Origin of the sequence: Cognatiyoonia koreensis (assembly GCF_900109295.1) — a bacterium.
In the GTDB taxonomy this organism is placed as follows: domain Bacteria; phylum Pseudomonadota; class Alphaproteobacteria; order Rhodobacterales; family Rhodobacteraceae; genus Cognatiyoonia; species Cognatiyoonia koreensis.
This window is the reverse complement of the sequence record NZ_FOIZ01000001.1, coordinates 1,154,129-1,180,758: the sequence shown is the minus strand read 5'-3', so window position 1 is coordinate 1,180,758 and position 26,630 is coordinate 1,154,129. Positions and strand designations below refer to the sequence as shown.

General features: G+C 54.8%; 27 protein-coding genes and 1 tRNA gene. 14 read left to right on the top strand and 14 right to left on the bottom strand.

Annotation, left to right across the window (positions count from 1 at the left end):
* Window positions 1-9 precede the first annotated feature (9 nt).
* Window positions 10-1,503: a glycerol kinase GlpK gene (gene glpK / locus BMY44_RS05910; RefSeq protein WP_089991447.1), complete on the top strand. Its 1,494-nt coding sequence runs from the start codon at window positions 10-12 to the stop codon at window positions 1,501-1,503.
* Here the strand turns inward: glpK and BMY44_RS05905 are convergent.
* Entirely contained in the window at window positions 1,494-2,093 is a 600-nt protein-coding gene (locus tag BMY44_RS05905; RefSeq protein WP_089991445.1) for a sulfotransferase family protein, read from the bottom strand. The two genes, glpK and BMY44_RS05905, sit on opposite strands and share 10 nt — an antisense overlap.
* A 194-nt stretch (window positions 2,094-2,287) precedes the next feature.
* Here BMY44_RS05905 and recA point away from each other — a divergent pair, with 194 nt between their 5' ends.
* The 3 genes from recA (at window position 2,288) to BMY44_RS05890 (ending at window position 6,448) form a co-directional block, all read left to right on the top strand.
* Window positions 2,288-3,373 carry a recombinase RecA gene (gene recA, locus BMY44_RS05900; protein ID WP_089991442.1) on the top strand — a complete coding sequence of 362 codons (1,086 nt, stop codon included), beginning with the start codon at window positions 2,288-2,290 and terminating at the stop codon, window positions 3,371-3,373.
* 139 nt (window positions 3,374-3,512) lie between these two features.
* Window positions 3,513-6,164, top strand: a complete 2,652-nt coding sequence (gene alaS / locus BMY44_RS05895; RefSeq protein ID WP_089991439.1) for an alanine--tRNA ligase — start codon at window positions 3,513-3,515, stop codon at window positions 6,162-6,164.
* Window positions 6,161-6,448 carry a DUF1330 domain-containing protein gene (locus BMY44_RS05890; RefSeq protein ID WP_089991436.1) on the top strand — a complete coding sequence of 96 codons (288 nt, stop codon included), beginning with the start codon at window positions 6,161-6,163 and terminating at the stop codon, window positions 6,446-6,448. Before alaS ends, BMY44_RS05890 begins: the two co-directional genes overlap by 4 nt.
* A 12-nt stretch (window positions 6,449-6,460) precedes the next feature.
* Here BMY44_RS05890 and BMY44_RS05885 read toward each other — a convergent pair whose 3' ends face one another.
* The 6 genes from BMY44_RS05885 to BMY44_RS05860 form a co-directional block, all read right to left on the bottom strand.
* A complete protein-coding gene (locus BMY44_RS05885) occupies window positions 6,461-6,760 on the bottom strand; it encodes an SCP2 sterol-binding domain-containing protein (protein WP_089991433.1) in 300 nt (99 codons plus the stop codon).
* Between the two features lie 75 nt (window positions 6,761-6,835).
* Window positions 6,836-8,656 carry a translational GTPase TypA gene (typA, locus tag BMY44_RS05880; protein ID WP_089994620.1) on the bottom strand — a complete coding sequence of 607 codons (1,821 nt, stop codon included), beginning with the start codon at window positions 8,654-8,656 and terminating at the stop codon, window positions 6,836-6,838.
* Between the two features lie 169 nt (window positions 8,657-8,825).
* The gene (locus BMY44_RS05875) at window positions 8,826-9,464 is read right to left on the bottom strand and encodes a DUF4328 domain-containing protein (RefSeq protein ID WP_207510486.1); all 639 of its coding nucleotides are present in this window, start codon (window positions 9,462-9,464) and stop codon (window positions 8,826-8,828) included.
* Window positions 9,465-9,630: 166 nt separating this feature from the next.
* Window positions 9,631-10,839 carry an NADP-dependent isocitrate dehydrogenase gene (locus BMY44_RS05870; RefSeq protein ID WP_089991428.1) on the bottom strand — a complete coding sequence of 403 codons (1,209 nt, stop codon included), beginning with the start codon at window positions 10,837-10,839 and terminating at the stop codon, window positions 9,631-9,633.
* A gap of 106 nt (window positions 10,840-10,945) precedes the next feature.
* Window positions 10,946-11,245, bottom strand: a complete 300-nt coding sequence (locus BMY44_RS05865; RefSeq protein WP_089991425.1) for a thiamine pyrophosphate-dependent enzyme — start codon at window positions 11,243-11,245, stop codon at window positions 10,946-10,948.
* Between the two features lie 75 nt (window positions 11,246-11,320).
* A tRNA-Ile gene (locus BMY44_RS05860) sits at window positions 11,321-11,397 on the bottom strand.
* Between the two features lie 101 nt (window positions 11,398-11,498).
* Here BMY44_RS05860 and purM point away from each other — a divergent pair.
* The 3 genes from purM to rnd all read left to right on the top strand — a co-directional run bounded on the left by purM (window position 11,499) and on the right by rnd (window position 14,412).
* The gene (purM, locus tag BMY44_RS05855; RefSeq protein WP_089994617.1) at window positions 11,499-12,542 is read left to right on the top strand and encodes a phosphoribosylformylglycinamidine cyclo-ligase; all 1,044 of its coding nucleotides are present in this window, start codon (window positions 11,499-11,501) and stop codon (window positions 12,540-12,542) included.
* Window positions 12,539-13,129, top strand: coding sequence for a phosphoribosylglycinamide formyltransferase (gene purN / locus BMY44_RS05850; RefSeq protein WP_089991422.1), 591 nt, complete (start codon window positions 12,539-12,541; stop codon window positions 13,127-13,129). Before purM ends, purN begins: the two co-directional genes overlap by 4 nt.
* Before the next feature lie 125 nt (window positions 13,130-13,254).
* A complete protein-coding gene (gene rnd / locus BMY44_RS05845) occupies window positions 13,255-14,412 on the top strand; it encodes a ribonuclease D (RefSeq protein ID WP_089991419.1) in 1,158 nt (385 codons plus the stop codon).
* A gap of 7 nt (window positions 14,413-14,419) precedes the next feature.
* Here rnd and BMY44_RS05840 read toward each other — a convergent pair whose 3' ends face one another.
* Entirely contained in the window at window positions 14,420-14,890 is a 471-nt protein-coding gene (locus BMY44_RS05840) for a hypothetical protein (protein ID WP_089991416.1), read from the bottom strand.
* A 121-nt stretch (window positions 14,891-15,011) separates the two neighbouring features.
* On the opposite strand from BMY44_RS05840, the gene BMY44_RS05835 reads away from it, so the two are divergent.
* The gene (locus BMY44_RS05835) at window positions 15,012-15,422 is read left to right on the top strand and encodes a SufE family protein (protein WP_089994614.1); all 411 of its coding nucleotides are present in this window, start codon (window positions 15,012-15,014) and stop codon (window positions 15,420-15,422) included.
* Window positions 15,423-15,429: 7 nt separating this feature from the next.
* On the opposite strand, the gene BMY44_RS05830 is transcribed toward BMY44_RS05835, so the two are convergent.
* The 3 genes from BMY44_RS05830 to BMY44_RS05825 all read right to left on the bottom strand — a co-directional run bounded on the left by BMY44_RS05830 (window position 15,430) and on the right by BMY44_RS05825 (window position 16,985).
* Window positions 15,430-16,056, bottom strand: a complete 627-nt coding sequence (locus BMY44_RS05830) for a DUF1638 domain-containing protein (RefSeq protein WP_089991411.1) — start codon at window positions 16,054-16,056, stop codon at window positions 15,430-15,432.
* Window positions 16,053-16,217 carry a hypothetical protein gene (locus tag BMY44_RS18165; protein WP_165611789.1) on the bottom strand — a complete coding sequence of 55 codons (165 nt, stop codon included), beginning with the start codon at window positions 16,215-16,217 and terminating at the stop codon, window positions 16,053-16,055. The genes BMY44_RS05830 and BMY44_RS18165 overlap by 4 nt, the downstream gene beginning before the upstream one ends.
* A 63-nt stretch (window positions 16,218-16,280) precedes the next feature.
* Window positions 16,281-16,985 (bottom strand): corrinoid protein, encoded by a 705-nt coding sequence (locus BMY44_RS05825; protein WP_089991408.1) that lies wholly within the window; start codon window positions 16,983-16,985, stop codon window positions 16,281-16,283.
* A 136-nt stretch (window positions 16,986-17,121) separates the two neighbouring features.
* On the opposite strand from BMY44_RS05825, the gene BMY44_RS05820 reads away from it, so the two are divergent.
* Window positions 17,122-18,201, top strand: a complete 1,080-nt coding sequence (locus BMY44_RS05820) for a PA0069 family radical SAM protein (protein ID WP_089991405.1) — start codon at window positions 17,122-17,124, stop codon at window positions 18,199-18,201.
* Window positions 18,202-18,206: 5 nt separating this feature from the next.
* Here the strand turns inward: BMY44_RS05820 and bmt are convergent, their stop codons facing one another.
* The 3 genes from bmt to BMY44_RS05805 form a co-directional block, all read right to left on the bottom strand.
* A complete protein-coding gene (bmt, locus tag BMY44_RS05815; RefSeq protein ID WP_089991402.1) occupies window positions 18,207-19,220 on the bottom strand; it encodes a betaine--homocysteine S-methyltransferase in 1,014 nt (337 codons plus the stop codon).
* A complete protein-coding gene (locus tag BMY44_RS05810; protein WP_131801580.1) occupies window positions 19,192-21,039 on the bottom strand; it encodes a phosphatidylglycerol lysyltransferase domain-containing protein in 1,848 nt (615 codons plus the stop codon). Before BMY44_RS05810 ends, bmt begins: the two co-directional genes overlap by 29 nt.
* A gap of 109 nt (window positions 21,040-21,148) precedes the next feature.
* Window positions 21,149-21,463, bottom strand: a complete 315-nt coding sequence (locus tag BMY44_RS05805; RefSeq protein WP_089991396.1) for a DUF1476 domain-containing protein — start codon at window positions 21,461-21,463, stop codon at window positions 21,149-21,151.
* 132 nt (window positions 21,464-21,595) lie between these two features.
* On the opposite strand from BMY44_RS05805, the gene purC reads away from it, so the two are divergent.
* The 5 genes from purC to BMY44_RS05780 are packed head-to-tail and all read left to right on the top strand — an operon-like array spanning window position 21,596 to window position 26,417.
* The gene (gene purC / locus BMY44_RS05800) at window positions 21,596-22,357 is read left to right on the top strand and encodes a phosphoribosylaminoimidazolesuccinocarboxamide synthase (RefSeq protein WP_089991393.1); all 762 of its coding nucleotides are present in this window, start codon (window positions 21,596-21,598) and stop codon (window positions 22,355-22,357) included.
* A 14-nt stretch (window positions 22,358-22,371) separates the two neighbouring features.
* Window positions 22,372-22,605 carry a phosphoribosylformylglycinamidine synthase subunit PurS gene (gene purS, locus BMY44_RS05795; protein ID WP_089994612.1) on the top strand — a complete coding sequence of 78 codons (234 nt, stop codon included), beginning with the start codon at window positions 22,372-22,374 and terminating at the stop codon, window positions 22,603-22,605.
* A complete protein-coding gene (gene purQ / locus BMY44_RS05790) occupies window positions 22,602-23,270 on the top strand; it encodes a phosphoribosylformylglycinamidine synthase subunit PurQ (protein WP_089991390.1) in 669 nt (222 codons plus the stop codon). The genes purS and purQ overlap by 4 nt, the downstream gene beginning before the upstream one ends.
* Window positions 23,271-23,314: 44 nt before the next feature.
* Window positions 23,315-25,069, top strand: coding sequence for a sensor histidine kinase (locus BMY44_RS05785; RefSeq protein WP_089991387.1), 1,755 nt, complete (start codon window positions 23,315-23,317; stop codon window positions 25,067-25,069).
* A gap of 10 nt (window positions 25,070-25,079) precedes the next feature.
* The gene (locus BMY44_RS05780; protein WP_089991384.1) at window positions 25,080-26,417 is read left to right on the top strand and encodes a sigma-54-dependent transcriptional regulator; all 1,338 of its coding nucleotides are present in this window, start codon (window positions 25,080-25,082) and stop codon (window positions 26,415-26,417) included.
* The last annotated feature ends 213 nt before the right edge of the window (window positions 26,418-26,630 follow it).

Genomic DNA, 26,630 nt, shown 5'->3' with positions numbered 1-26,630 from the left:
AGGAGAACGATGACCTATATTCTCGCGATTGATCAGGGCACCACGTCCAGCCGTGGCGTCATTTTTGATGCGGACATGAAAATTGTCACGACGGCGCAGCAGGAATTTGATCAGCATTTCCCGAATTCCGGTTGGGTCGAACACGTTGCTGATGATTTGTGGTCTTCAACCGTTGCGACAGTATCCGGCGCGATTGCGAAAGCGGGGATCAAACCGGGCGAGATCAAGGGAATTGGTATCACAAACCAGCGTGAGACGACTGTCGTCTGGGACAAGAAGACCGGCAAGGCAATTCATAATGCAATTGTCTGGCAGGACCGACGCACTTCAGAGATGTGTCAACAGCTTAAGGCTGACGGCTTTGAGCCAGAGGTGACTGAAAAGACAGGGCTTTTGCTTGATCCGTATTTTTCAGGCACGAAGCTGAAGTGGATCCTCGACAACGTCGACGGCGCGCGCGAAAAGGCCGAAGCTGGCGAACTCTTGTTTGGCACGGTCGATAGTTTTCTAATCTGGAAGCTGACTGGCGGTAAACGGCACTTCACCGACGCCACAAATGCTGCACGCACCATGCTGTATGATATCCGCAAGGGGCAATGGAGCGAAACGATCTGCGAGAAATTCGGTATTCCAATGGGCATGTTGCCGGACGTTCTTGACTGCGCGGCCGACTTTGGCACGACAAACGCTGATATTCTCGGTGCCGCTATTCCGATCCTTGGTGTTGCCGGTGACCAGCAAGCTGCCACCTTGGGACAAGCCTGTTTTCAGCCGGGCATGTTGAAATCGACGTATGGCACGGGTTGCTTTGCACTGCTGAACACAGGCGATACGCTTGTCACCAGCCAGAACCGCCTGCTTGGCACAATTGCTTATCAGTTTGATGGCAAACCGACCTATGCGTTGGAGGGGTCGATTTTTATCGCCGGTGCGGTCGTGCAGTGGCTACGCGACGGTTTGGGGATCATTCGCGATGCGAAAGAGACCCAACCACTTGCCGAGAAGGCAGACCCGACTCAAGAGCTGTATCTGGTGCCTGCTTTCACAGGAATTGGTGCTCCGCATTGGGATGCTGATGCGCGCGGCGCGATCTATGGACTGACCCGCGGGTCCGGGCCTGCGGAGTTCGCCCGTGCGGCCTTGGAAAGTGTTGGTTTCCAAACTCGCGAGCTACTGGAGGCAATGAAGAACGACTGGCAAGGCGCTGAGGAAAAAGCAGTTTTGCGCGTTGATGGCGGCATGTCGGCATCTGACTGGTCGATGCAATTTCTATCGGACATCATCGGTGCCCCTGTCGACAGACCTGAAGTGCTTGAGACGACTGCCCTTGGGGTCGCGTGGTTGGCGGGAATGCGTGCGGGAATTTATCCTGATATGGAAGCGTTCGCTGCGAACTGGGCCTTGGATCGCCGGTTCGAGCCAGAGATGGACGCGGAAACTCGTGAGCGTCGCTATGCAGGTTGGCAGGATGCAATCCGCAGAACGCTGACCTGTCAGGACTGACCCGCCTCCCATATTGCGAACTCACCATCACATTTGTCGCGTAGTTTCGCCTCCACGTCAGCAGACAGTGGTGTGTCGAGGGCGGGTGAAACGTTGCGCTTGTTGAGCGTGATCGACTGGCCAAGCCGTTCTTCGAAGAACGCAACGGCCTTGTCGATGGCCTCATAGCGAAACAGATGACCGACACCGATTTGATCGCCGTCAATGGTAAGAAAGCGGGCCTGTGATCCGACATTCGCGAACGGCGCAGGTTTACCTTTGCAGTATTCAATTACGAAATCATCAAAGGTAACATTGCGGGTCGAGTTGGGATGCCCGATGAGTTCTTCGCGGTACCGATAGCGGTACCAACTTGAAAGCCAGGCGATCGGATGCCGCACAAGTGCGACCGTTTCCATTTCATCCACGCCGCCTGCTTGTTTGAAATAGGGACGCAGGAATCGCCTGTAGCGATAGCAGGGCGCGTGTTTTAGCTGCGGAGGATTTCGGATAACCAGCGCGGCATATGGTGCCAGCGCGCCTTCCAAGGCGGTCGATCCTGTTTTCGGTACGGAAAACAGCACCAGTCTTTCATCCCAGAAAACAAGCATTTAGCGCAGCCTTTGTCAGTTTCTTGCAGACGATCCTATGCCATCAACCCTTTCTTAACCACCTTTGTCGGATGCTCGATCTGTAAAATTTTAGTTGCAATGTTCTCTTTTTGGTCTCATATCGAAATGAGAACAGAAAAAGAACACAGCAGTGATTGCCGCCCTGACAGGGGCGTGACATAAGGACAGGACACATGGCAACGGCAGAACTCCTCAAAATGGCAGACAAGAAAACATCCGATAAGCAAAAGGCGCTAGATAGCGCGCTGGCGCAAATCGAACGTCAGTTCGGCAAAGGGTCGATCATGACGCTTGGCGGCGATAACGCGATGCGCGACATTGAGGCGACATCGACCGGGTCGCTTGGTCTGGATATCGCGCTTGGCATTGGTGGTCTGCCGAAGGGCCGGGTCATCGAAATCTACGGACCTGAATCCTCCGGTAAGACAACGCTGACGCTGCATGCGATTGCGGAAGAACAGAAAAAAGGCGGGGTTTGCGCATTTGTTGACGCAGAACACGCGCTTGATCCGCAATACGCCAAGAAGCTGGGCGTCAATCTTGATGAATTGCTGATTTCGCAGCCCGACACGGGTGAACAGGCGTTGGAAATCGTCGATACGCTTGTGCGCTCAGGTGCTGTCAGCATGGTCATTGTGGATTCGGTCGCTGCACTGACGCCAAAGTCCGAACTTGAAGGCGACATGGGCGACAGTTCTGTCGGCGTACATGCCCGGCTTATGAGCCAGGCGATGCGCAAGCTGACTGGTTCGATCAACCGTTCGGGTTGTATGGTCATCTTTATCAACCAAATCCGCATGAAGATCGGCGTTATGTTCGGGTCTCCCGAGACCACGACAGGCGGAAACGCGTTGAAATTCTATGCTTCTGTTCGTCTGGATATCCGTCGCATCGGCGCCTTGAAAGACCGTGATGAGGTTGTCGGGAACGCAACCCGTGTGAAGGTGGTCAAGAACAAAGTCGCACCACCTTTCAAGCAAGTCGAATTCGACATCATGTATGGCGAAGGCATATCAAAGACTGGTGAATTGCTGGACCTTGGCGTGAAGGCCGGGATTGTCGAGAAGTCCGGCGCATGGTTCAGCTACGGCGACGAACGGATTGGGCAGGGCCGCGAGAATTCCAAGCTGTTTCTGAAGGAGAATCCAAAGATCGCAAATGAGATCGAGGATAAAATTCGTGCCGCGCACGGCCTTGATTTCGACATGAGCGATCAGGATGAAAGTGGCGACACTGATGATGACCTGGTGGAAGTCTAGCCAGTCATTGGCGTGAACGAATAGAACAATGATGGAGGGGCATGCAATCATGCCCCTCTTTTCGTTTGTCTCCACTGTGGACAGTCCGCAGGGCGAGGGCTATTTCTGCCGCGAACCACAACGCATCTGAAAGCCCGCCATGACAAGTCTTTCCGACATCCGGTCAACGTTTCTGAACTTCTTCGAGAAGAACGGACATGAAGTCGTCGCATCAAGCCCGCTGGTGCCGCGCAATGACCCTACGCTCATGTTCACTAACTCGGGCATGGTTCAGTTCAAAAACCGCTTTACCGGTGTCGAAAGCGGTCCCTTTCAGCGCGCCACCACGGCACAGAAATGCGTTCGGGCAGGCGGTAAGCACAACGATCTTGATAACGTTGGTTATACCGCGCGGCACCATACCTTTTTTGAAATGCTCGGCAATTTCAGCTTCGGCGATTACTTCAAGTCCGAGGCGATCCCGTACGCTTGGAACCTGCTGACTCAGGATTTCTCGATCAACAAGGATCGGTTGCTGGTCACCGTCTACCATACTGACGACGAGGCGGCCGACATTTGGAAGAAAGTTGGTGTCCCTGATGATCGGATCATCCGCATCGCGACGGATGACAATTTCTGGCGGATGGGCCCGACTGGCCCATGTGGCCCTTGCACGGAAATCTTCTATGATCACGGCGACAGCATTTGGGGTGGTCCGCCTGGATCGGACCAAGAGGATGGCGATCGGTTCATCGAGATCTGGAACGTTGTGTTCATGCAGAATGAGCAGTTCGAAGATGGAACGATGAAACCGCTCGACATGCAGTCCATCGATACCGGGATGGGTTTGGAGCGCATCGGCGCGTTGCTGCAGGGCAAGCATGACAACTATGACACCGACCTGATGCGTGCGTTGATCGAAGCGTCCGCAAATGCGACGTCGACCGACCCCGACGGAGATGGCAACACGCACCATCGCGTGATTGCGGACCATTTGAGATCGACCTCGTTCCTGATCGCAGAAGGAGTTTTGCCGTCAAATGAGGGCCGCGGCTATGTGTTGCGTCGCATTATGCGCCGCGCAATGCGCCACGCCCATTTGCTTGGCAGCAAGGACCCCGTCATGCACCGGTTGGTTCCCGAATTGGTCAAACAGATGGGCACGGCCTATCCGGAGCTGGGTCAGGGCCAGCGCCTTATCGAAGACACGCTGTTGAACGAGGAAGTGCGTTTCAAGACGACGTTGGATCGTGGCCTAAAGCTTTTGGATGACGAGTTGAGCAATCTGGAAGGTGATGTCGATCTGCCGGGCGAAGCCGCGTTCAAACTTTATGACACCTATGGATTTCCGCTTGATCTCACGCAGGATGCACTGCGCGAGAAGGGGCGCAATGTCGATGTAGCCGGATTTGAGGCTGCAATGGCTGAGCAGAAAGCGAAGGCCCGTGCCGCCTGGTCAGGCACCGGAGCAGAGGCTGATGCGACCGTTTGGTTTGATATCGCTGATGCCCACGGTGTGACCGACTTCCTGGGTTATGACACATTGACGGCAGAGGGGCAGGTCCTTGCACTTGTGAGCGACGGTGCTGAGGTGAATTCTGCTGATGGCATTGTCCAGATCGTTTTGAACCAAACGCCATTCTACGCCGAGGCCGGCGGTCAGGTTGGTGATGCGGGCCTTATCAAGACCGAGACAGGAACCGTTGCAGTCACCGACACAAAGAAAGTGGCAGGTGTCTATATCCATATCGGTGAAGTCACCGAAGGGCGCGTGTCCAAGGGGCAGGCCGCAGCGCTATCCGTGGCCGCAGACCGTCGTACGGCAATTCAGGCGAACCATTCGGCCACGCATCTGTTGAACGAAGCCTTGCGCGAAGCCTTGGGTGATCATATCGCGCAACGCGGATCGTTGAATGCACCGGATCGTTTGCGGTTCGATTTCAGTCACACGAAGGCGCTCACGCTGGACGAGTTGGATGTGATAGAACGCGACGTAAACGCATTGATCCGGCAGAACACGCGGGTTTCTACCCGTATCATGACACCGGATGATGCGCGCGCACTTGGCGCGCAGGCGCTGTTCGGCGAGAAATACGGTGATGAGGTCCGGGTCGTGTCAATGGGGCGCAAGGAAGGATCGGGCAAAGGGACAGACGGTCAGACCTATAGCCTTGAACTGTGTGGTGGAACGCATGTGTCTCAACTTGGAGAGATCGGCGCATTTGTCTGTCTTGGTGACAGTGCATCGAGTGCCGGCGTTCGACGGATCGAAGCGCTGACAGGGCAGGCGGCGCTGGACTACTTGCGTCAGCAGGATCATCGATTGGCTGAAGCTGCCCTTGCGCTGAAGGCACCGGCAGCAGAGGTGCCAGATCGCATCAAAGCGTTGATGGATGAACGCAAGGCGCTGTCGAACGAAGTGGCGCAATTGCGCCGTGAGCTTGCGATGGGCGGCGGCGGCGTGTCTGAGGACGAACCCGAGACCGTTAACGGCATAAAATTTCAGTCGAAAGTGTTGCAAGGCGTCACTGGTAAGGATTTGCCGTCGATCATTGACGAAATCAAGTCATCCATCGGAAGCGGTGCCGTCCTATTGATTGCAGACGCAGGTGGTAAGGCAGCCGTCGCCGCCGGCGTAACCGATGATCTGACGGATCGCCTTTCTGCAGTCGATATGTTGCGCGCTGCGACCCCGGAACTGGGTGGAAAGGGCGGCGGCGGTCGTCCTGATATGGCTCAAGGCGGCGGTGCATCAGCAAAGAACGCAGAGGCGGCCATAGCGGCTGCGAAAGCAGTATTGGAGGCACTATGACAGCATTATGGATTGCCCACGTCACGGTGACGGATGAGGCGGCTTACGGCGAATACGCAAAGCGGGCGACTGTCGCCATAGCAGATCACGGCGGCGTATTTCTTGCACGTGGCGGAAAATACGAACAGTTGGAAGGTCCTGACCGGCCACGTAACGTGGTTGCCCGGTTCCCAAGCCTTCAGGCCGCACATGATTGTTATTATTCGCAAGCCTACCAAGAAGCGCTTGGCTTTGCCAAAGGGGCAAGCCAGCGCGAATTGAGTATTGTGGAAGAAATCGCCTAGTTTTCCGGCGACTTAGCTGTCCGAGCTCAGGATTTCCCCGATTTTCAGGGCACGCATCGGGTTTCCGTCGACCTTGAGCTTGCGTAGCATAAAGGCCGTTGCCGGGTTCAACTTGCCCGTTGCGATATCGTGGAACACCTGCGCCTTGGCAGTCAGCGTAATATCGGCCGGCGCGTCACTTTCAACGGCTCCGGTTTCATCAACAAAATAGGTCGCCAGGTCCGGCATTTCCAGACGAACGCTGCCTTTGACACGGCCCTTGGCCCGTGCGGTGATGAGATCACGCATCTCGTCCGTCGTCGCTATGGTCATGTCGATTCTCCCTGCCTCAGGAGACTCTAGGCCATAGCGCAGAGGCGTTTTCCACCGTGACGTTGGGATTGAAGACTATCCGGCCGCGCGTGACTGCCGTTTGCGCTCGTGCGGATCGAGGTAGCGCTTGCGCAGGCGGATCGCGTTTGGCGTGACTTCGACAAGTTCGTCGTCATCAATGTAGGCGATGGCCTCTTCGAGAGACATGCGAACCGGGGTTGTCAGTCTGACGGCTTCGTCTGTGCCGGACGCGCGGACGTTTGTCAGCTTTTTGCCTTTGAGCGGGTTCACTTCAAGGTCGTTTTCCCGGCTGTGTTCGCCGATGATCATTCCAGTGTAGACTGCTTCTTGCGCGCCGATGAACATCTTGCCGCGGTCTTCCAGGTTCCAAAGTGCGAAGGCAACAGATGTGCCGTTTTCCATGGAAATCAGAACGCCCTGACGCCGTCCCTGAATCTTGCCCTTGTAAGGTGCCCACCCGTGAAACAGGCGGTTCAACACGCCTGAGCCACGCGTATCGGTGAGGAATTCCCCATGATAGCCAATCAGGCCACGGGACGGCACGTGAGCGATGATCCGCGTTTTGCCGACGCCTGCCGGGCGCATTTCGACCAGTTCACCTTTGCGCGGGCCGGTCAGTTTTTCGACGACCGAACCGGTGTATTCATCATCGACGTCGATGGTGGCTTCTTCGATGGGTTCCATTCGTTCGCCGTCAACTTCGCGATAGATGACTTGCGGACGCGAGATTGAAAGTTCGAACCCTTCGCGACGCATGTTTTCGATCAGAACACCCATCTGCAATTCGCCACGACCGGAAACTTCGAACGCGTCGCCGCCGGGGGTGTCAGCAATCTTGATTGCGACGTTGACTTCAGATTCCCGCATCAAGCGTTCACGGATGACGCGCGATTGAACTTTCTTGCCGTCCTTGCCAGCCAGTGGGCTGTCATTGATCCCGAAAGTCACCGTGATGGTCGGCGGGTCAATTGGTTGGGCTGGAATCGCTTCATCGACGGAAACATCACACAGGGTATCGGCCACGGTCGCCTTGGTCATGCCAGCGATCGTGACGATGTCACCGGCTTCGGCGACGTCGATAGGCTGTTGCATCAAACCGCGAAATGCGAGGATTTTTGACACGCGGAACTGCTCGATACGTTCACCGTCGCGCGTCAGAGCTTTGATCGTTTCACCCGCCTTGAGCGTGCCTGATTCAACACGTCCCGTCAGAATTCGACCGATGAACGGGTCAGCCGACAGCGTTGTGGCGAGCATTCTAAAAGGTTCATCCTTGTGCGCGATCTGCTTTGGTGTCGGCACATGCGCCAGAACCAAGTCAAACAGCGCGTCGAGGTTTTCGCGAGGTCCGTCCAGTTCTGCGTCGCACCATCCGGCGCGGCCAGAGGCATACATGGTTGGAAAATCGAGTTGATTGTCGTCGGCATCCAAGTTTGCGAAAAGATCGAATACTTCATCGATTGCGCGATCCGGTTCGCCGTCAGGTTTGTCGACTTTATTGACGACAACGATCGGGCGAAGGCCCAAGGCCAATGCCTTGGATGTTACGAATTTTGTTTGCGGCATAGGCCCTTCGGCGGCGTCAACAAGCAGAACGACACCATCGACCATCGACAGGATACGTTCGACCTCACCACCGAAATCGGCGTGACCAGGCGTATCCACGATATTGATACGCGTTCCTTTCCATTCCACCGAGGTACACTTGGCAAGAATGGTGATGCCGCGTTCGCGTTCGATGTCATTGCTGTCCATCGCCCGTTCGGTAATGGCTTCGTTGTCGCGGTAAACGCCGGACTGCTTGAGCAATTCGTCCACAAGCGTGGTTTTGCCGTGGTCAACGTGCGCGATGATCGCGATATTGCGGATGTCCATTTCGGGTGCCTCAAATGGGAGTTTGTGCGCGCGATAGCGGGTCTGAACTGCAAAGGCCACCCCCTATTGCGCAAACCCATCGCCAAGGAAACACAGGTGCCGACTTGCGCCTTAATACCGAGGCGTTTGAGCGACCATTGGTCGGGGCTGTCAGGTTTAACGACGCAGCTTAGGCAAAAACGTCACTTGCACTGGTCTGGGCTGCTGTCACCTCGTCGATAATGCGCCAGAAAAGATATATCGGGATCAGCCATAAGAGCGCGATTACGGCGGTCAACCTGTTGCCATTGATGTAGTCTTCCGGTGTCGAGAAGGGGTCCGTCCCGATATTTGACGCAGCGGAGTCTGCAATGTTCAGGACAATCCACAACAGCCACCAGACAGTCAGCCATCCAGGGATACTGCTTCCCGGGGTGCGATTCAGACCAACCGAACCTTCCCAGATCTCCTTCATTGCCGTGAAAGGTTTGAAAAGGTTCATGATCGGAACGAAATACCAGCCTACTGCCCAGCCGGGCGACACTCTGTCAGGTGCCGGTGAGGCTATCGCCGCGTTCTTGCTTGCCAAGTATATCCAGCGTCCATTTACAGAAAAGCATCCGATAAAGGCGATGAGAAAGAATATTCCAAGACCAAGCAGGACATCATCTGCACGCAAAAGAGCCGTCTGGTCCGCGTTCGGGTCATTCAGATATGTCCGGTAGACTGAATTGTACCAAAGCAAGACTGCCGCATAGATGACGTTTACAACACCGTAAATGACCGTCGATATCTTTGCCGCACGGCCAATTGGATTAAGGTCCCGCATTTGCATCATCATCTTTCGCCTGTGTAGCCTTCGGGTCTTTTGCCGATGGATAGTGGCCCGCGAAAGGCGAAAACATGAATGTTTTTGGTATGTAGCTTGCGTGATGGCGAAAGAACAAACGGCCCCGCGATGCGAGGCCGTTTGAATGGATACGTGCTTGAAACGCTTACATCGCTGCGTTCAGGTTTTCGTCGATCTTTTCAAGGAAACCTTCGGTTGTCAGCCATTTCTGTTCTGGGCCCACCAAGAGCGCGAGGTCTTTGGTCATGTGACCGCTTTCGACCGTATCTACGATGACCTTTTCCAATGTTGTGGCGAACTTCATCAATTGTTCATTGCTATCGAGTTTCGCGCGGTGCTTCAGGCCACCGGTCCACGCAAAAATAGACGCGATGGAGTTTGTCGAGGTTGCCTGACCTGCCTGATGTTGACGGTAGTGCCGCGTCACTGTGCCGTGCGCTGCTTCAGCTTCCACGATTTTTCCATCGGGCGTCATCAGTTGCGAGGTCATGAGGCCAAGCGAACCGAAGCCCTGTGCGACGGTGTCGGACTGTACATCGCCATCGTAGTTCTTACAGGCCCAAACGAATTTTCCCGACCACTTCATGGCTGCGGCGACCATATCGTCGATCAGGCGATGTTCGTATGTGATACCTGCAGCTTTGAACTTGTCTGCGAATTCTTCTTCAAAAACTTTCTGGAACAGATCCTTGAAACGTCCGTCATAGGCTTTCAGGATCGTGTTCTTGGTAGAAAGGTAAACAGGCCAGCCAAGGTTCAGGCCGTAGTTCATCGAAGCACGGGCGAAGTCGATAATCGAATCATCGAGATTGTACATACCCATCGCGACACCGGCGGACGGCGACTTGAAAACCTCGTGTTCGATGACTTGACCATCGTCGCCGACGAACTTCATCGTCAATGTGCCGGGGCCGGGCATCAGGAAGTCTGTTGCCTTGTATTGGTCGCCGAATGCGTGACGGCCAATGACGATCGGATCTGTCCAGCCGGGGACCAGGCGCGGAACGTTTTTGCAGATGATCGGCGCGCGGAACACGACGCCGCCGAGGATGTTGCGGATCGTGCCGTTTGGTGAACGCCACATCTTCTTGAGGCCGAATTCCTCGACCCGATCTTCGTCCGGTGTGATTGTCGCACATTTGACGCCAACACCGTATTTCTTGATCGCTTCAGCGGCGTCAATCGTGATCTGGTCGTTGGTTTCGTCGCGGACTTCCATCCCGAGGTCATAGTATTTCAGATCAATGTCCAGGTATGGCAAGATCAGCTTGTCTTTGATGAACTGCCAGATGATGCGGGTCATTTCATCGCCGTCGAGTTCGACGACCGGGTTTTCTACCTTGATCTTTGACATGGGATTCCCTTTGCGGTTGTGGCTTTACCGGTGCCATAAAACAAAACCCTCATCGGTGGAAGAGGGTTTTGTATGCGATTGTATACTTTGTGCCTCGGCCGAAAGCTTACGCAGGTATAGCAGCACCCAGACATCCGCGTGCGTATTCGATATCGCCAGGTGTCGCGTTTCCATCGCGCACGCGCCAAAGCCGCAGTACGTCGCTGGCAGGCAGCCCCAGATTCGCAGCACCAGCAATCGCATCATCCAGCGACATCGCACCGATTGCCGATCTTGTCGCAGGATCGACTGTGCAACCCGCCGGAACGGGTGCTGCGACAGGGACAGGAGCCGCCACTGCAACCGGGGCTTCTGGCGTACAGGCCGCAAGGAGCGGCACGAAAAAGGCGGTTGCGTAAATGCGCATGTCAAAATCTCCTGTTGGTTTGCGGTCAGACTATGCAGAGTCGCAACGGCTGCCAATGGGGAAATGGGGATCGGATGGTAGGCCCGGCAGGACTTGAACCCGCAACCAAAGCGTTATGAGCGCTCTGCTCTAACCAATTGAGCTACAGGCCCCCGCGCATCGGATTAGCAGACAGGCTGGTCGGGTCAAGATCAGACTGGCAAGGCGCTGCATCATGCGTTACGGGAGGCCCAAACTTTCTGAGGGGATCGCAATGACCATTAAGAATGGCCTGACCTATGCCGATGCAGGCGTGGATATTGATGCTGGCAATACATTGGTAGAGCGCATTAAACCTGCGGCGAAACGTACTGCACGCCCCGGTGTGATGGCAGGGCTGGGTGGCTTTGGGGCGCTTTTCGATCTTAAGGGTGCGGGGTATGTAGACCCCATTCTGGTTGCGGCAACTGATGGAGTCGGTACGAAATTGCGCATCGCGATTGACACCGGAAATGTAGATACCATCGGCATTGACCTTGTTGCGATGTGCGTCAATGACCTTGTGTGCCAGGGTGCAGAGCCGCTTTTCTTTCTGGATTACTTTGCCACGGGCAAGCTTGATCTTGCCGATGCGACGCGGATCATCAACGGCATCGCTGCTGGCTGCGAAGCATCTGGTTGTGCGCTGATCGGCGGCGAAACGGCCGAGATGCCGGGAATGTATCACGACGGCGACTTTGATCTTGCAGGATTTGCAGTCGGTGCAATGGAGCGTGGTGCTGATTTGCCGGCGGGCGTGACTGAGGGCGATGTGTTGCTAGGGCTTGCATCGGACGGTGTGCATTCCAATGGTTATTCGCTCGTCCGTCGGGTTGTGGAGTTGTCGGGCCTGGGCTGGGATGCAGATTGCCCCTTTGACGACGGGACCTTGGGAGCCGCCTTGCTTGCTCCGACGCGGCTATACGTCAATCAGGCGCTGGCGGCTGTGCGGGCAGGGGGCGTGCACGGTCTAGCGCACATCACTGGCGGTGGCCTGACCGAGAATCTGCCGCGTGTGCTGCCGCATGGGTTGGGGGCAGTGATCAATCTGTCTGCCTGGACACTCCCGCCCGTTTTTCGGTGGATTGCCGAAACAGGCGGTATGGCCGAAAGCGAACTGCTCAAAACCTTTAACGCTGGCGTCGGTATGGTTGTTGTCGTTGCGAAAGATGAGGCAACTGCATTGACCCAGTTGCTGGAAGACGCGGGCGAGACCGTTTATCGCCTTGGCAGTGTGACGAAAGGGGAAGGTGTCAGCTATTCAGGCACCTTGCTGTGACCAAACGCGTTGCGATCCTGATATCGGGCAGCGGTTCCAACATGGTGTCATTGGTCGCGGCGATGACCGGTGACTTTCCGGCGCGCCCGGTTCTCGTGCTTTCAAATAAGGCCGAAGCTGCAGGTTTGCGCAAAGCAGAAGCACTCGGCGTTCCAACGGTGACAGTGGCACACCGCGACTATCCAAATGACAAACCAGCGTTCGAGCGCGCAATGCATCATGCGTTGCTGGCAGCGCAGCCGGACGTCATTTGCCTTGCAGGTTTCATGCGGGTTCTGTCAGCAGAATTTGTTTCGGCATGGTCCGGCAAGATATTGAACATCCACCCATCGCTTTTGCCAAAGTACAAGGGCCTCAATACCCATGCGAGGGCTCTCGCGGCGGGTGACACCGTTCATGGCTGTACCGTTCATGAAGTCACCGCCGATCTTGATGATGGGCCAATTCTTGGTCAGGCGAGCATTGACGTCCGCGATAATGACACGCCCGAAACGCTTGCTGCCCGTCTTTTGCCGTATGAGCATGAACTATATCCGCGAGTCTTGCGACGTTTCGCAGATGGTGATCGCACGTTGATGATGCTCTAGGCAGGACTGATACTGCCTTCCCTCGACATCCTCGATTTGCTGCGTTGCCTTTTCAACCGCCAAGAGATTGCGTATCAGAGGAAACCTTGTAGACAAACAAGGCAAAACATATTGAACAGGCACGCATGCACACCATCACGACGACCGAAGCCCTTGCCGCTTTCTGCGCTGAGGCTGCGAAAAGAGACTATGTCACTGTCGACACGGAATTCTTGAGAGAGCGGACCTATTATTCCAAGCTTTGCCTTGTGCAGCTTGCGTATCAGGATGATGCGGCGAGTGATGCTGTTCTTGTTGACCCGCTTGCAGATGGACTGTCACTCGAACCGCTCTACGATCTTTTTCGCGATCCCGGCGTCGTGAAGGTCTTTCATGCGGCCCGCCAGGACCTTGAAATCTTTTTTGTCGATGCTGGGGTCATTCCTGCACCATTGTTTGACACGCAAGTGGCGGCGATGGTCTGTGGTTTCGGAGATCAGGCAGGTTATGAAACGCTTGTCCGCAAGATTGCAAAGGCTTCGCTGGATAAATCATCGCGCTTTACCGACTGGTCACGGCGGCCATTGACTGACGCACAGATGACTTATGCGATCGGTGACGTCACACATCTGCGCGACGTCTACGAATTTCTGTCCTCCGAGCTACGCAAGACAGGTCGGCACAAATGGGTCGCCGAAGAAATGGACGTTCTGAACGATCCTGCGACCTATCGCGTTGATCCTGAAGATGCCTGGAAGCGCGTGAAGACGCGCACGAATTCCGGTCGCTTTCTGGCTATCGTGAGGGAACTTGCCAGATTCCGCGAAAAGTATGCACAAGAGCGCGACGTGCCGCGCAGCCGCGTGTTCAAGGATGACGCATTGGTCGAACTTGCATCCACTAAACCGCAGACTGAGAAAGACTTGTCACGCGCGCGTCTTTTGTTGCGCGAGGCACGACGGGGCGAAATTGCGGAGGGCATTCTTTCGAGCATCAAAGCCGGTCTGAGCGTGCCGAACGATGATCTGCCTAAGCCAGACAGGTCGCGTGAGAAACTACAGGTCAACCCGGCGATTGCAGATATGCTGCGCGTTCTTTTAAAGGCGAAAGCCGATCAGGAAGGTGTTGCCCAAAAACTTGTCGCGTCATCGCAGGACCTTGACGCTTTGGCCGCAGGAGAGCGCGGATTGCAAGCTTTGAAGGGCTGGCGCAAAGATGTTTTCGGCAAGGACGCCCTGGAGCTTTGCGAAGGCAAAGTCGCACTTGCAGTGCAGGGTGCCCGCGTGATCACGGTCGCCCGCTGAGTGCATCTTAGCGCGTAGACGATGCCGAGTTACGTGCTGCCTGAACAACGATCCGTTGGATACCGGCAAGTTCTGCATTGTTGAAAGCGCGCGCCGCAGTGATGGTCTGCGTGCCGCTTGCTGAAGCCGGGATTTCAACACGAAACGAAAGTGTGAGCGTTCCACCGTCCTGCGCAACTGGCACAAGCTGGGCATTGAAAGCGCCGACGGGCACAGCGCCGCTCGCAGTTACAATGCCGCCATTTGGGCTACGATCGATGCGAAGCGAAGTTACCGTATCTACGGGCACACGCCCGTCGACGACGCGGTTCAAAGCATTTGCCGTCACCAAGGGGCGCAAATTTCCGTTTGCGTCCACCGGGGCAGCAACCGTTGCCGCGCCGAACCAGTTGAATGGGTTGAAGCGCGATTCTGCAATTCGGCTGCAGCCGCTGATCGCCAAAGTTGCGCAAAGCAATAAAGGAAGGGTTGGGCGCATCCGCAGGGCCTTTCATTCGTCTTCACAGTTGCTTAACGGAAGATCGGCTGGCTGAAAAGCTCTGCACTGGACGTTTGCAGCAGCGCCACCTAAGTCAAGGTGACAAACGATGGGGTTCCTTATGGCCACTGCTGCATTTGAAGAGTTAGCCGATGATTTTGAATTCCTCGAAGATTGGGAAGATCGCTATCGGCATGTGATCGACCTCGGGAAGGCGATGCCACCTTTGGAAGATGCATTCAAAGTGCCTGCAACCAAAGTAGACGGCTGCGCCTCGCAGGTATGGCTGGTGCCTGACATCACGGACACGACGTTCAGTTTCCGCGGCGATAGTGATGCGATGATCGTACGTGGTCTCATTGCAGTATTAGCAAATCTCTACAATGGCTTGGACGTCAAAGATGTCCTGGAAGTCGATGCCCATGCGGAACTTGGTCGCTTGGGGCTGCACGACCATCTTTCAGCGCAGCGCAGCAACGGTGTCCGTGCGATGGTCGAGCGGATAAGGGCTGTGGCGCACGCGGCCGCGTAAGGCGCGTTCAAAGCTTTGACAGCGTGGTTTCGAGCTCACCGTAACCGGTGAATCGTCTTTCAAAAGTCAGGCCAAGACGCTTGGCACATTCCTTCGCTTTGGTTGTCAGATCCCGATCATCGGTCTGCGCCTGATAAACCAACTTTTCGTAATTCCCGAAATACATCTCTAACAGTTCTGGATGCCGGTCCAGCCCAAGCGGTTTCCAAACGAAGGCATCAAACTGCCTCACCAGAAAATCGGTTAGGTAAAAGGCAGTCATTTCATCTTTTGCAGCGAAAACGTCGTTGCCTTCAAAGAAGCTATAGCAATGTGGTCCGGCAACCATTTCTACGTCTAGTGCGTCACAGAGTGCCTGCAACTGCCCACCGGTTCCGCAATCCGCATAAACAACGAAGACGTTATCGTAAGAGCCACGGAATTTCAGTACAGCCTCTTGGACTGCCGGGACGATGCGGCCGGGTTTCACGTGCAGAATGGCAGGCAGGCAATGCAGATCGAGATGATCCCAACCGAAGGTTTTTTTCAGCGCAATGATTTCATGCGCGAGTGCACCACATGCCAGCAACAAAATGCGGCCTTTGCCTTTTGCAGCAAGGCCGTCAGTTGTCAGCTGTGTGTCCGTCAGTGTCATTTGCGTGCAAGCACCAGCCTCAACAGCATTGCACCGACGATGAAAAGACCCCCGCCGATGACGGTTTCAAACGGCGTTGCGAAGCCTGTGATGATGGTAATCGTCAGACCTGCCGCACAGATCACACCAATCAACAGAAGGGTATAGTGCAGTACCGGCATCGTGATCCTCTTTCTGTTTAGGGTGTCCATCCAACATGGGGATGTTCGCCTAACTTTCCAAGGTCAGCCAGCAGCCATCTGGTTGTGCTTGCGACCAACAAAGTCTTTTGCCGTCTCAACAGCAACGGCAGCATCCCGGCAATATGCGTCGGCACCGATTGCCTTGCCGAATTCTTCGTTTAATGGCGCGCCGCCAACAAGTACGATGTAATCATCACGAATGCCTTTTTCGACCATCGTGTCGATGACGACTTTCATATAGGGCATCGTGGTCGTGAGCAGGGCGGACATGCCGAGGATGTCTGGACCTTCGGCCTCAAGCGCCTCGAGATAGCTTTCAACGGCATTGTTGATGCCAAGATCGACAACCTCAAATCCCGCACCTTCCATCATCATGGAAACGAGGTTCTTCCCGATATCATGGATATCGCCCTTCACCGTACCGATCACCATCTTGCCGACACGTGGGGCACCTGTCTCGGCCAGCAGCGGCTTGAGAATTTTCATCCCGCCTTTCATGGCGTTTGCGGCAAGCAGAACTTCGGGAACAAAGAGAATACCGTCCCGGAAATCAATTCCGACGATCGTCATGCCACCAACCAAAGCTTCTGTCAGAATGCGGTATGGTTCCCAGCCGCGTTCGAGCAGAATGTTGACGCCTTCTTCGATCTCTTCCTTCATTCCGTCGTAGAGATCGTCGAACATCTGCGCGACAAGGTCTTCATCGTTGAGTTCGGACAGAATGATGTCGTCTTCGGCTTCAGACATTGCAAAGCTCCTTGTTCGCACGTTCTTCAAGCTTAGTGCGCTATTGCACGTTAAGTCACGCGACAAATTGCGACATTCACCGTTTCGACACCGACGTGCGCTTGCCAATGTTCTTGTTACGTTCTAGTGATTGTACATGGATTTTCCAACGCGCCCTCAGCATCGCACTATCGGGCGTGCAGCCGGATCAAATCCAGCTGTGCGCTATGATCGGGTTACAACAGCCGACTTTGATGACGGTTGGGAAAAAGATGATCCTTTGCCGGTGTTGCGGACGTCAGTCGCTGATGAGGTTCCGCGAAAGATTATCACGCGAAACACTTCACCCGATCTGTCTTTTGATCGGTCGATCAATCCTTATCGCGGCTGTGAACACGGATGCATTTACTGCTTTGCGCGCCCTAGTCACGCATACCTCGGCCTGTCTCCGGGGCTTGATTTTGAAACGCAGCTTATCGCGCGTCCAGATGCTCCAGCAATTCTTGAACGGGAGCTTGCGAAGCGGTCATACCGACCGCGCACAATTGCAATCGGAACGAACACGGATCCGTATCAGCCAATCGAGAAAGACAGGCACATCATGCGCGATCTTCTTGCCGTCTTGGCAGCGCACAATCATCCTGTTGCTATTGTCACGAAAGGTGCGCTGATCACCCGCGATATCGATATACTCGGCCCGATGGCGCAAAAGGGACTTTTGCGCGTAGGCATTTCAGTCACCACGCTTGATCCAAAAACCGCGCGCCTGATGGAGCCGCGCTGCCCCGCACCAAAGCGACGGCTTTCCGTTATTCGCGCGCTGAGCGACGCAGGCATTCCCGTCAGGGCAATGGTGTCTCCTGTCGTTCCTGCGCTAACTGACCACGAGTTGGAGTCGATCCTTGAAGCCTGTGCAGAGGCAGGGGCAATTGCTGCCTCTTCGATCGTATTGCGCCTGCCACAAGAGGTTTCGGGTCTGTTCCGCGATTGGATCGCAGCGCATTATCCGGATCGTGCTGCGCGGGTGATGGCGCGGGTCCGCGAATTGCATGGCGGCAAGGATTATGATCCGGAATTTGGCAAACGCATGACCGGGCAGGGCAAATGGGCCGAACTGCTGCAACAGCGCTTCAAATTGGCTTGTCGCCGACTTGGACTTGATCGCAGTTTGCCGCCTTTGCGAACTGACTTGTTCTGTGTTCCGCCAAAGGCCGGCGATCAGTTATCACTGTTCTAATGGGGTCAGGCGCGTCGACGTCCCCGGCGTGCCGCGCGGGTTGGCCCGCCACCGTCTGTTCCATCCGATTCAGATGAAAAGCCGCCAAGTGCTGATGTGATATCATCGTGTGAAGGGCGCGGCCCCGACGGGCGACTTTCAAGGGCTTTGCGCATCAGCTGCAAGTGATGCGGTGTCGTGCCACAACACCCGCCGATGATCCGTGCCCCGCTGTCCCTTGCCAGAACGGCATAGTCGGCCATCAATTCGGGTGTGCCGTCATAGTGGATGTGTCCATCGTGGTATTTCGGAATTCCGGCATTGCCTTTCGCAATCAGTGGGTAGGGCGGCTTTGCGTCTGTGAAGCCTTGAATGGTTCGTAAAAGATCAGAGGCGCCTGTGCCGCAATTTGCACCAATCGCAATAGGTGCGTGGTCGATTTTCGCAGCCTTCTTGGCGAAGTCCTTTGATGTAATTCCCATCATCGTGCGGCCGGCTGTGTCAAAGCTCATAGTGCCGCACCACGGCATGTCAGCGCGTTTGAAAGCTTCTGCCGCTGCGACGAATTCCTCGATGGCGCTAATCGTTTCCAGCCAGAGGACATCTGCGCCGCCAGCTTTCAGCCCTTCGGCCTGTTCGTGAAACATTTCGACGGCGATCTCATGCGTCAATGATCCCATTGGTGCCATGATCTCTCCTGTTGGCCCAACTGAACCTGCGACAATGACCGGATGGTCTGCCTTATCCGCTATGTTACGTCCAATTTCCGCGCCAGCCTTGTTGAGTTCGTGAACCCGCGACTGTGCATCATGAAGCTTGAGGCGCGATGCATTTCCACCGAAGGTGTTTGTTAAAAACAGGTCGCTTCCCGCTTTGACTGCCCCGTCGTATAGGGCGGCGATCCTGTCAGGATGGTCGACGTTCCAGAATTCTGGCGCATCGCCAGACGATAGCCCCATGTTGAAAAGATTTGTTCCAGTCGCACCATCGGCAAGGAGCCAATCGCGTTCGTCAAGAAGTTTGCTGAGCGCGTCGGCCATGTGTTTGTGTCCCTGCAGCCATGTCTGCTGCGATGCCACGCGCGCGAAACTTGCGCAATTGAAAACATCGCATGATCTTCATGACGAAGCGTTGATAGCGCAGGTTTTGGATCGGCCGGTGGATTTCCCACGCGATAGCGACTGCAGTCAGGCAGAACCAGATCGGATTACTTGCGGCATGATAGACAGGCCGCCATGTCGGGCCGAAGCTTTGCTTGAATTGCATCAGCCCCGCACGTCGCGCATTAAGTCGCTGCAGTTGGCCTGTGAAGGAGGGTACAGCACCTAGGCAGAGATTTGTGACGCCGTCATCCCTTGCCGTAGCAATCGCCGTTTCAATTGCAAGGTATATCGCCCCACAAGGGGTGTCGGCGACGTAGCGGATTAGATCGAGCGACCAGCCGGTTTTGCTATGATGAAATGTCACAAACCCAATGGGAATTTGGTCCCGTCTTATAATGAATATCCGTTGGTGTTTGATGTAATCCTGGGAAAAGCGCCCCATCGAGAAACCCATCTCACCACCATGTTCCTTCGCCCAACTTTCCGCGATTTCAGACATGGTTGTCTTATCGCAAGTTTCTTCTGTACAGCTTATCCCCGCCGCTTCGGCCTTTCGCAGTTTTCGGCGCAATGACTGTCGGTCACGCCCTGTAATAGAGAATGCCTGCGGGTTTATTTGCGCCTCTAACGCAATCCGCATGGACGTCCATCCGCACTGTCGCAGTTCAGCGGCCAGGTTGGGGGAACATTTGTAAAAAGCCCGTATACCTTGCTTAGCAGCTGTGCGGTTGGGTCCGAGCGCGTTGCCAAGTGCCACAAGCCCAACCGCTGTTTCAGCAATGTGCGCAGACCAGTTGGACCCTGAAGCAACGAATCCTGATTGGCGTGCCAAGCCCCATGCCGCTGGCATCTGTAGCCGCAGATCCGCTACCGGAGGACGCGCTTTGACCAGAACAAGAAGGGCCAGAATGAATGGCAACAGGACATAGGTCATACGATACGCTATCAGCGCCGCCACAAGGCTTTCGTCGGGTGTATTGGGCAGCATTGCAAATAGCGTCAGGTCAAACGCACCAAGCCCACCGGGCGCATTACTGATCAGTCCGGCACCGGTAGCTATCATAACGGCGGCAATGACTGGCACGACCGGAGTTCCATCGGGAAGGAACGCAACCACCACCAGCCCAGCAAATACCAAGTCTACTGCAGTCCAGAAGAGCAGGGCGAGACTGAGGCGCAATTGAATCGATTTGCGAACCGAGAGCCATATGAACAAACAAGCTCCCAAGGCCAAGCCAGGGATCAACGTCCAAGAAAAATCGAACCTCGAACTGATATCTTTGCCGACAACCCAGAAAGCAGGCGCAAGAAGCAACGCCCAGCAAAGCATGAACGATGTACTGACCGCTGCTGACAGTGCGATGACTTTTTCAATTTGCAGTCCGCGCAGTTGCCGCCAGCGCACCAAACCTGCAGTGACTGCCGTTAGCCCGATCGCCTGTCCGATCGCGATGGCGCAGATGCCGGTGCGGTGCGCGTGGCAAGCCGGAACACGCGTTTTCAAGACCTTGTGCCAGATGGTGTCATATTGGCCGAGTGCGAAGAAGCTGCATATCGTTGCGCCTAAAGCGCAAATCCACTGACCGAGACTGATCTGCGTGAACAACGTGCGAATATTTTCTCCATTCAATTCCCGGATATGTCCCCACAGCAATGCCATGCAAAATGCGGATATCGCCAACACGACTAAACAGCGTAGGAATTTGGGTACGCTTGGTATTTGGATAGGGCGCGCAATCATCGTTACCTCGTTCACGGCAGACTTTGGAGCTATGCGAGGGCAATGAATCTGATGTTAAGCGAAACGAGAAAGGCACCGCCGGACGGGCGATGCCTTCTTAAAATCAAAGCTAATTCTGAAAGATTTAGACTTCTTTCATGATCTGCTCTTTGGCGGTAACCATCAATTCCTTCATCTTTGTGCGGATCGTCTGTTCGGATGCCTTATCGCCAAGATCGCCGGACACTTTGCGGTAGACGTCTTCATCGCCAGCCTCTTCGAAGTCGGACGCGATCACTTCGCGTGCATAGGCTGTCGCATCATCGCCCGTTTTCCCAAGAAGGTCAGCCGCCCAAAGACCGAGCAGTTTGTTGCGACGGGCTTCGGCTTTGAATTTCATTTCTTCATCGTGGGCAAACTTGTTCTCGAAGGCGTTTTCGCGATCATCAAAGCTCGTCATGTCAGCAATCCTTTGGCTACCTGTTCAGTTACTTATGATATGCCCCCGCAAGTCCTTGCCCGCAAGAGGGGGTTGGATTATGAGGCACCCAACGCTCCATGATGATTGGTGCAAGCAAGGACGGGACACCCTATGGCACGTCGCAAGATGATCTATGAAGGCAAAGCTAAGATTTTGTACGAAGGCCCGGAACCGGGCACTTTTGTGCAGTATTTCAAGGATGATGCGACTGCTTTCAACGCCGAAAAGAAAGCTGTCATCGAAGGCAAAGGGGTTTTGAACAACCGTTTGTCCGAATTTTTTATGACTGGTTTGCAACAGATCGGTATTCCGACCCACTTCCTCAAGCGTTTGAACATGCGCGAGCAGTTGATCCGGCAAGTGGAAATCATACCGCTTGAGGTGATTGTGCGCAATTTTGCAGCCGGATCGATGGCAAAGCGGATGGGACTGGAAGAAGGGCTTCAATTACCGCGCCCGATTGTCGAGTTCTCTTACAAAGATGACTCGCTTGGGGACCCGTTGGTCCCGGAAGAATACATCGCTGCATTTGGATGGGCGAGCCAACAAGATTTAGACGATATCGTCAGCATGGCCCTGCGTGTAAATGATTTCATGTCGGGTGTGATGCTTGGTGTGGGAATTAAGCTGATCGACTTCAAAATCGAGATCGGGCGTGTTTGGGACAATGATTTCATGCGTTTGGTCGTCGCCGACGAAATCAGTCCGGACAGTTGCCGACTGTGGGACATTGAAACCGGACAGAAGCTGGACAAGGATGTTTTCCGGCACGATCTTGGCAATCTTGCTGACGCCTATACCGAAGTCGCAAAGCGATTGGGTGTCCTGCCCAGCAACGTGACGCACCGCCCCAAACCGACACTGATAAATTAAGCAGGATCAGCATGATGAAAGCCAAAGTTCATGTAATGCTCAAAGAAGGCGTTCTTGATCCACAAGGCGAAGCTGTCAAGCACGCCCTTGGTTCACTTGGGTTTTCTGGCGTCGAAAATGTGCGCCAAGGAAAAGTCATCGAACTGGATCTGGCCGACGGTACGACAGAGGACACAATCACCGAGATGTGCGAGAAGCTTCTCGCCAATACGGTGATTGAAAGCTATCGCATTGAGATCGCATCATGAAAGCGGCGGTTATCGTCTTTCCGGGGTCCAACTGCGATCGCGACATGGCTGTTGCACTGAAGGCAGCCGGGGCTGATGTCGAGATGGTTTGGCACAAAGATGCAGATTTGCCGGATCATCTGGATCTGGTCACTGTTCCCGGTGGTTTTTCATTCGGCGATTATTTGCGTTGTGGTGCGATCGCAGCACAAAGCCCGATTTGTAAAGCCCTGGCCCGTCACGTAAACCGCGGCGGATACGCGCTTGGCGTTTGCAACGGATTTCAGGTTCTGACAGAGACCGGCCTATTGCCCGGTGCATTGATGCGGAATGCCGGTTTGAAGTTTGTCTGCAAATCCAGTGCATTGAACGTGGTCACATCAAGTTCGCCATTTACTGAAGGCTATAATGCTGGGGACATTGTCAATTTTCCGATTGCCCATCATGACGGCAATTACACCGCTGATCCCCAAACACTGCAAGTTTTGAATGGCGAAGACAGGATTGCGTTCACATATCGCGACAATCCGAACGGATCTCTGGCCGACATCGCTGGCGTGCTGTCGGAAAACCGACGCGTCCTTGGCATGATGCCGCATCCCGAACGTGCGGTCGATGATGGTCATGGGGGCACTGACGGGCAGGCGCTTTTCCGCGGATTGATCGGCCAGCTTGCAAACGTCTGAGGCTTGCGCTTGTCGCAGGCGCAGGGCTCAAGTAATCTTCTGAGATGATTGGAAAGGCTGCCGCCACCACATTGAAACGTCCACGCAGTTGGCGCCTCCGTTTGGCTGTCATCGGTTTGTGCGCGTTGGGTGTGCTCGTGATCTACGTCACGAACCAGCTTTTGACCGAGAGATTCACGGAAACGACGCGGAACCGCGCAGACCTCCGTCTTACTTTGTTCGGCGGTGCGTTGAGTTCCGAGATGGAGCGAAATTCGATCGTTCCTCAACTTCTTGCGCGTGATCCGGAGCTGATTATTGCCCTTCGGTCAAAGGATTATACGCTGTCGACCGCACGATTGCTGTCATTTGTCGACGAAATCGGGGCAGCCTCACTGATGTTGCTAGATACAGAAGGTCGTGCGGTCGCTGCGACAGACCGGAACCGGCTAGGAGGCAATCACCGCACTGAACCATACTACGTCGATGCGTTGAGGTCTTCTGGTACGGGTTTCAATGTTTCGCCACGTGCAGAGGGCGGCTTTGCCTTCAGTTTTTCCCGCAAAATCGAAGACACTGGAACAACACTCGGCGTGATTGTGGTGCAGGTTGATCTGCAGAAACTGGAACGCAATTGGGCTGGTGTCACCGCCGCAACAATGGTGACCAACAGCGAAGGCATCATTGTTTTGTCGACAGAACCGCAGTGGCGCGGATTGAACGAAGAACAGGCGCTGCAACGCACGCCTGCTCCAACTGCGATTGAACGTGCGCTGCGCTCGGCGCAGGATTGGACAGCCATCCCGGCTGACACCTACGTGCAAGGAGAGGCCGTGCTGCGCCGCGAAGCGCTTGTCCAATGGAAAGGTTGGCGCATCGTCAGTTTCACCCGTTATTCGTCTGTCCGTGAACGTGTGAATGCGATTCTCGCGCTTGAAGTTATGGGGTTTGCGATCCTTCTGGCAGGACTGTTTTGGTTGTCCTCTCGTAAGGCCGCATCGCGTCTTGTTCTCTTTCAACGCGAGTCTGCGGAACTTCGCGCACTGAACCAGCGCTTGCAGCGGGAAATTGCCGAACGGGAAAAGGTCGAAAAAACGCTGGAAGTGGCCGAGCAGACGCTGGCGCAATCGTCCAAACTGGCGGCCTTGGGTGAGATGTCAGCCGCTGTCAGTCACGAGCTGAACCAACCGCTTGCCGCGATGAAGACTTACCTTGCCGGCGCACGACTTTTGCTGACTCGCAAACGCCCGGACGAGGCACTTTCTTCCTTTCAGCGGATTGACGATTTGATCGAGCGTATGGGGGCGATTACGCGGCAACTCAAATCCTATGCTCGCAAGGGATCTGAAGCGTTTGAGCCTGTAGATACAAGGGCTGCCGTATCATCAGCATTGTCGATGATGGAACCTCAGCTGAAGACGCGGCGTGTCGATATCACGCGCACGTTACCTGATGAGCCTGCCATGATCCTTGGTGATCGTTTAAGATTGGAACAGGTTATCATCAACTTGTTGCGCAACGCGCTTGATGCGACGAAGTCGGTGTCTGATCCAACGATCGACGTACTGGTCGCTGTGGGCGATACCGTGATTCTTACAGTGCGCGACAATGGGGATGGGATCGAGGATCTGGATGCGCTTTTTGAGCCGTTTTATACCACGAAGCAGCCAGGTGACGGAGTCGGTCTGGGGCTTGCTATATCATCGGGGATTGTGAACGACTTGGGAGGAAGGCTCACCGCGCGCAATGGTGCGAACGGGGGCGCAGTATTCGAAGTGCGGCTGCCGATCTTGCAGCCTGACGTCAAAGCGGCGGAATAGGAGTTTACCCATGAGTAAAGCGATGAAGATTGCGATTGTGGATGATGAAAAGGACATGCGCCAGTCAATCAGTCAATGGCTGGCCTTGTCCGGGTTCGATACGGAAACCTATGCCAGTGCAGAAGACGCGCTGCGTGGGGTTGGAAACGATTATCAGGGGATCGTGGTATCAGACATCAAGATGCCGGGGATGGACGGAATGCAATTCCTCAAAAAGCTGAAAGGTGTTGATAGCGCGCTTCCGGTTATCATGATCACCGGGCACGGCGATGTGCCAATGGCGGTCGAAGCGATGCGGATGGGTGCGTTCGATTTTCTGGAGAAGCCGTTCAACCCGGACAAGATGACCGAACTTGCGAAACGGGCGACCAATGCGCGCCGGCTGACATTGGACAATCGCGCATTGCGCAAGGAACTGTCGGACGGATCTGCCCTAATCAAGAAGCTGATCGGCCAATCGCCTCCGATGGAACGTCTGAAGGAGGACATTCTTGATCTGGGCCAGGCTGATGGTCATGTGTTGATTGAAGGTGAAACGGGAACTGGCAAGACGCTTGTTGCGCACGCTTTGCATGCTGTCGGCTCACGCTCATCAAAGACGTTCACACTGATAAGCTGCTCTGCCTTTGACGAAGAAACACTTGGTCGCCGGCTGTTTGGTCCGGCGGGCGAAGGCGAACCGATCCCAGCCATCGAAGAGGCACGCGGTGGAACGCTTGTTCTTGAAGATATTGAAGCGCTTTCCGACAAACTTCAGGCCAAACTGCTGACCGCGATTAACGATCAGGGAACACCGGCAGAAACACGCATCGTCGCGATTTGCAATCTGCAGGAGCAAGACAAGACATGTGAAAGCGTCTTGCGTCCGGACCTGTTTTATCGGCTGGCTGCATTGAAGATCGTCGTGCCACCGTTGCGCCAGCGCGGCGAGGATATTCTGACGCTGTTCACACGCCTGTCGGACCAGTTCGCGGACGAGTATGGATGCGATGCACCAGAAGTTTCCGCACAAGAAGCAGCACAGCTCTTGCAGGCACCCTGGCCGGGAAACGTTCGCCAGTTGATCAATGTTGCCGAGCGCGCTGTATTGCAAAATCGACGCGGTACCGGTTCGATTGCATCCCTGTTGATGGCAGACACTGACGATTCCAAGCCGGCGATGACGACAGAAGGCAAGCCGCTCAAAGAGTTTGTTGAAGCTTTTGAACGCATGCTGATCGACAACACGATGCGTCGTCACAAGGGTTCCATCGTCGCTGTCATGGAAGAGCTGTGCTTGCCACGGCGGACACTGAACGAAAAGATGGCGAAGTACGGATTGCAGCGGTCCGAGTATTTGGACGGATAATTGAAGTTGTGCTTACCCGCTGTGTGTACTCTTGGTACGTATCGACTGCGAAACATCGCGAAGGAATCTGCGTTTAGTGCAGCAAAAACAACGAGGTTAACTGCGCTAAACCCTTCCATTTAAGTGCTTGTTGTCCGCAGCGTTGCCAGCTGCGTTTCAGTGGGCGTGTTTTTCTTACGGATGTGGCGGTCGGGGAGGGGCATTGTCAGAATA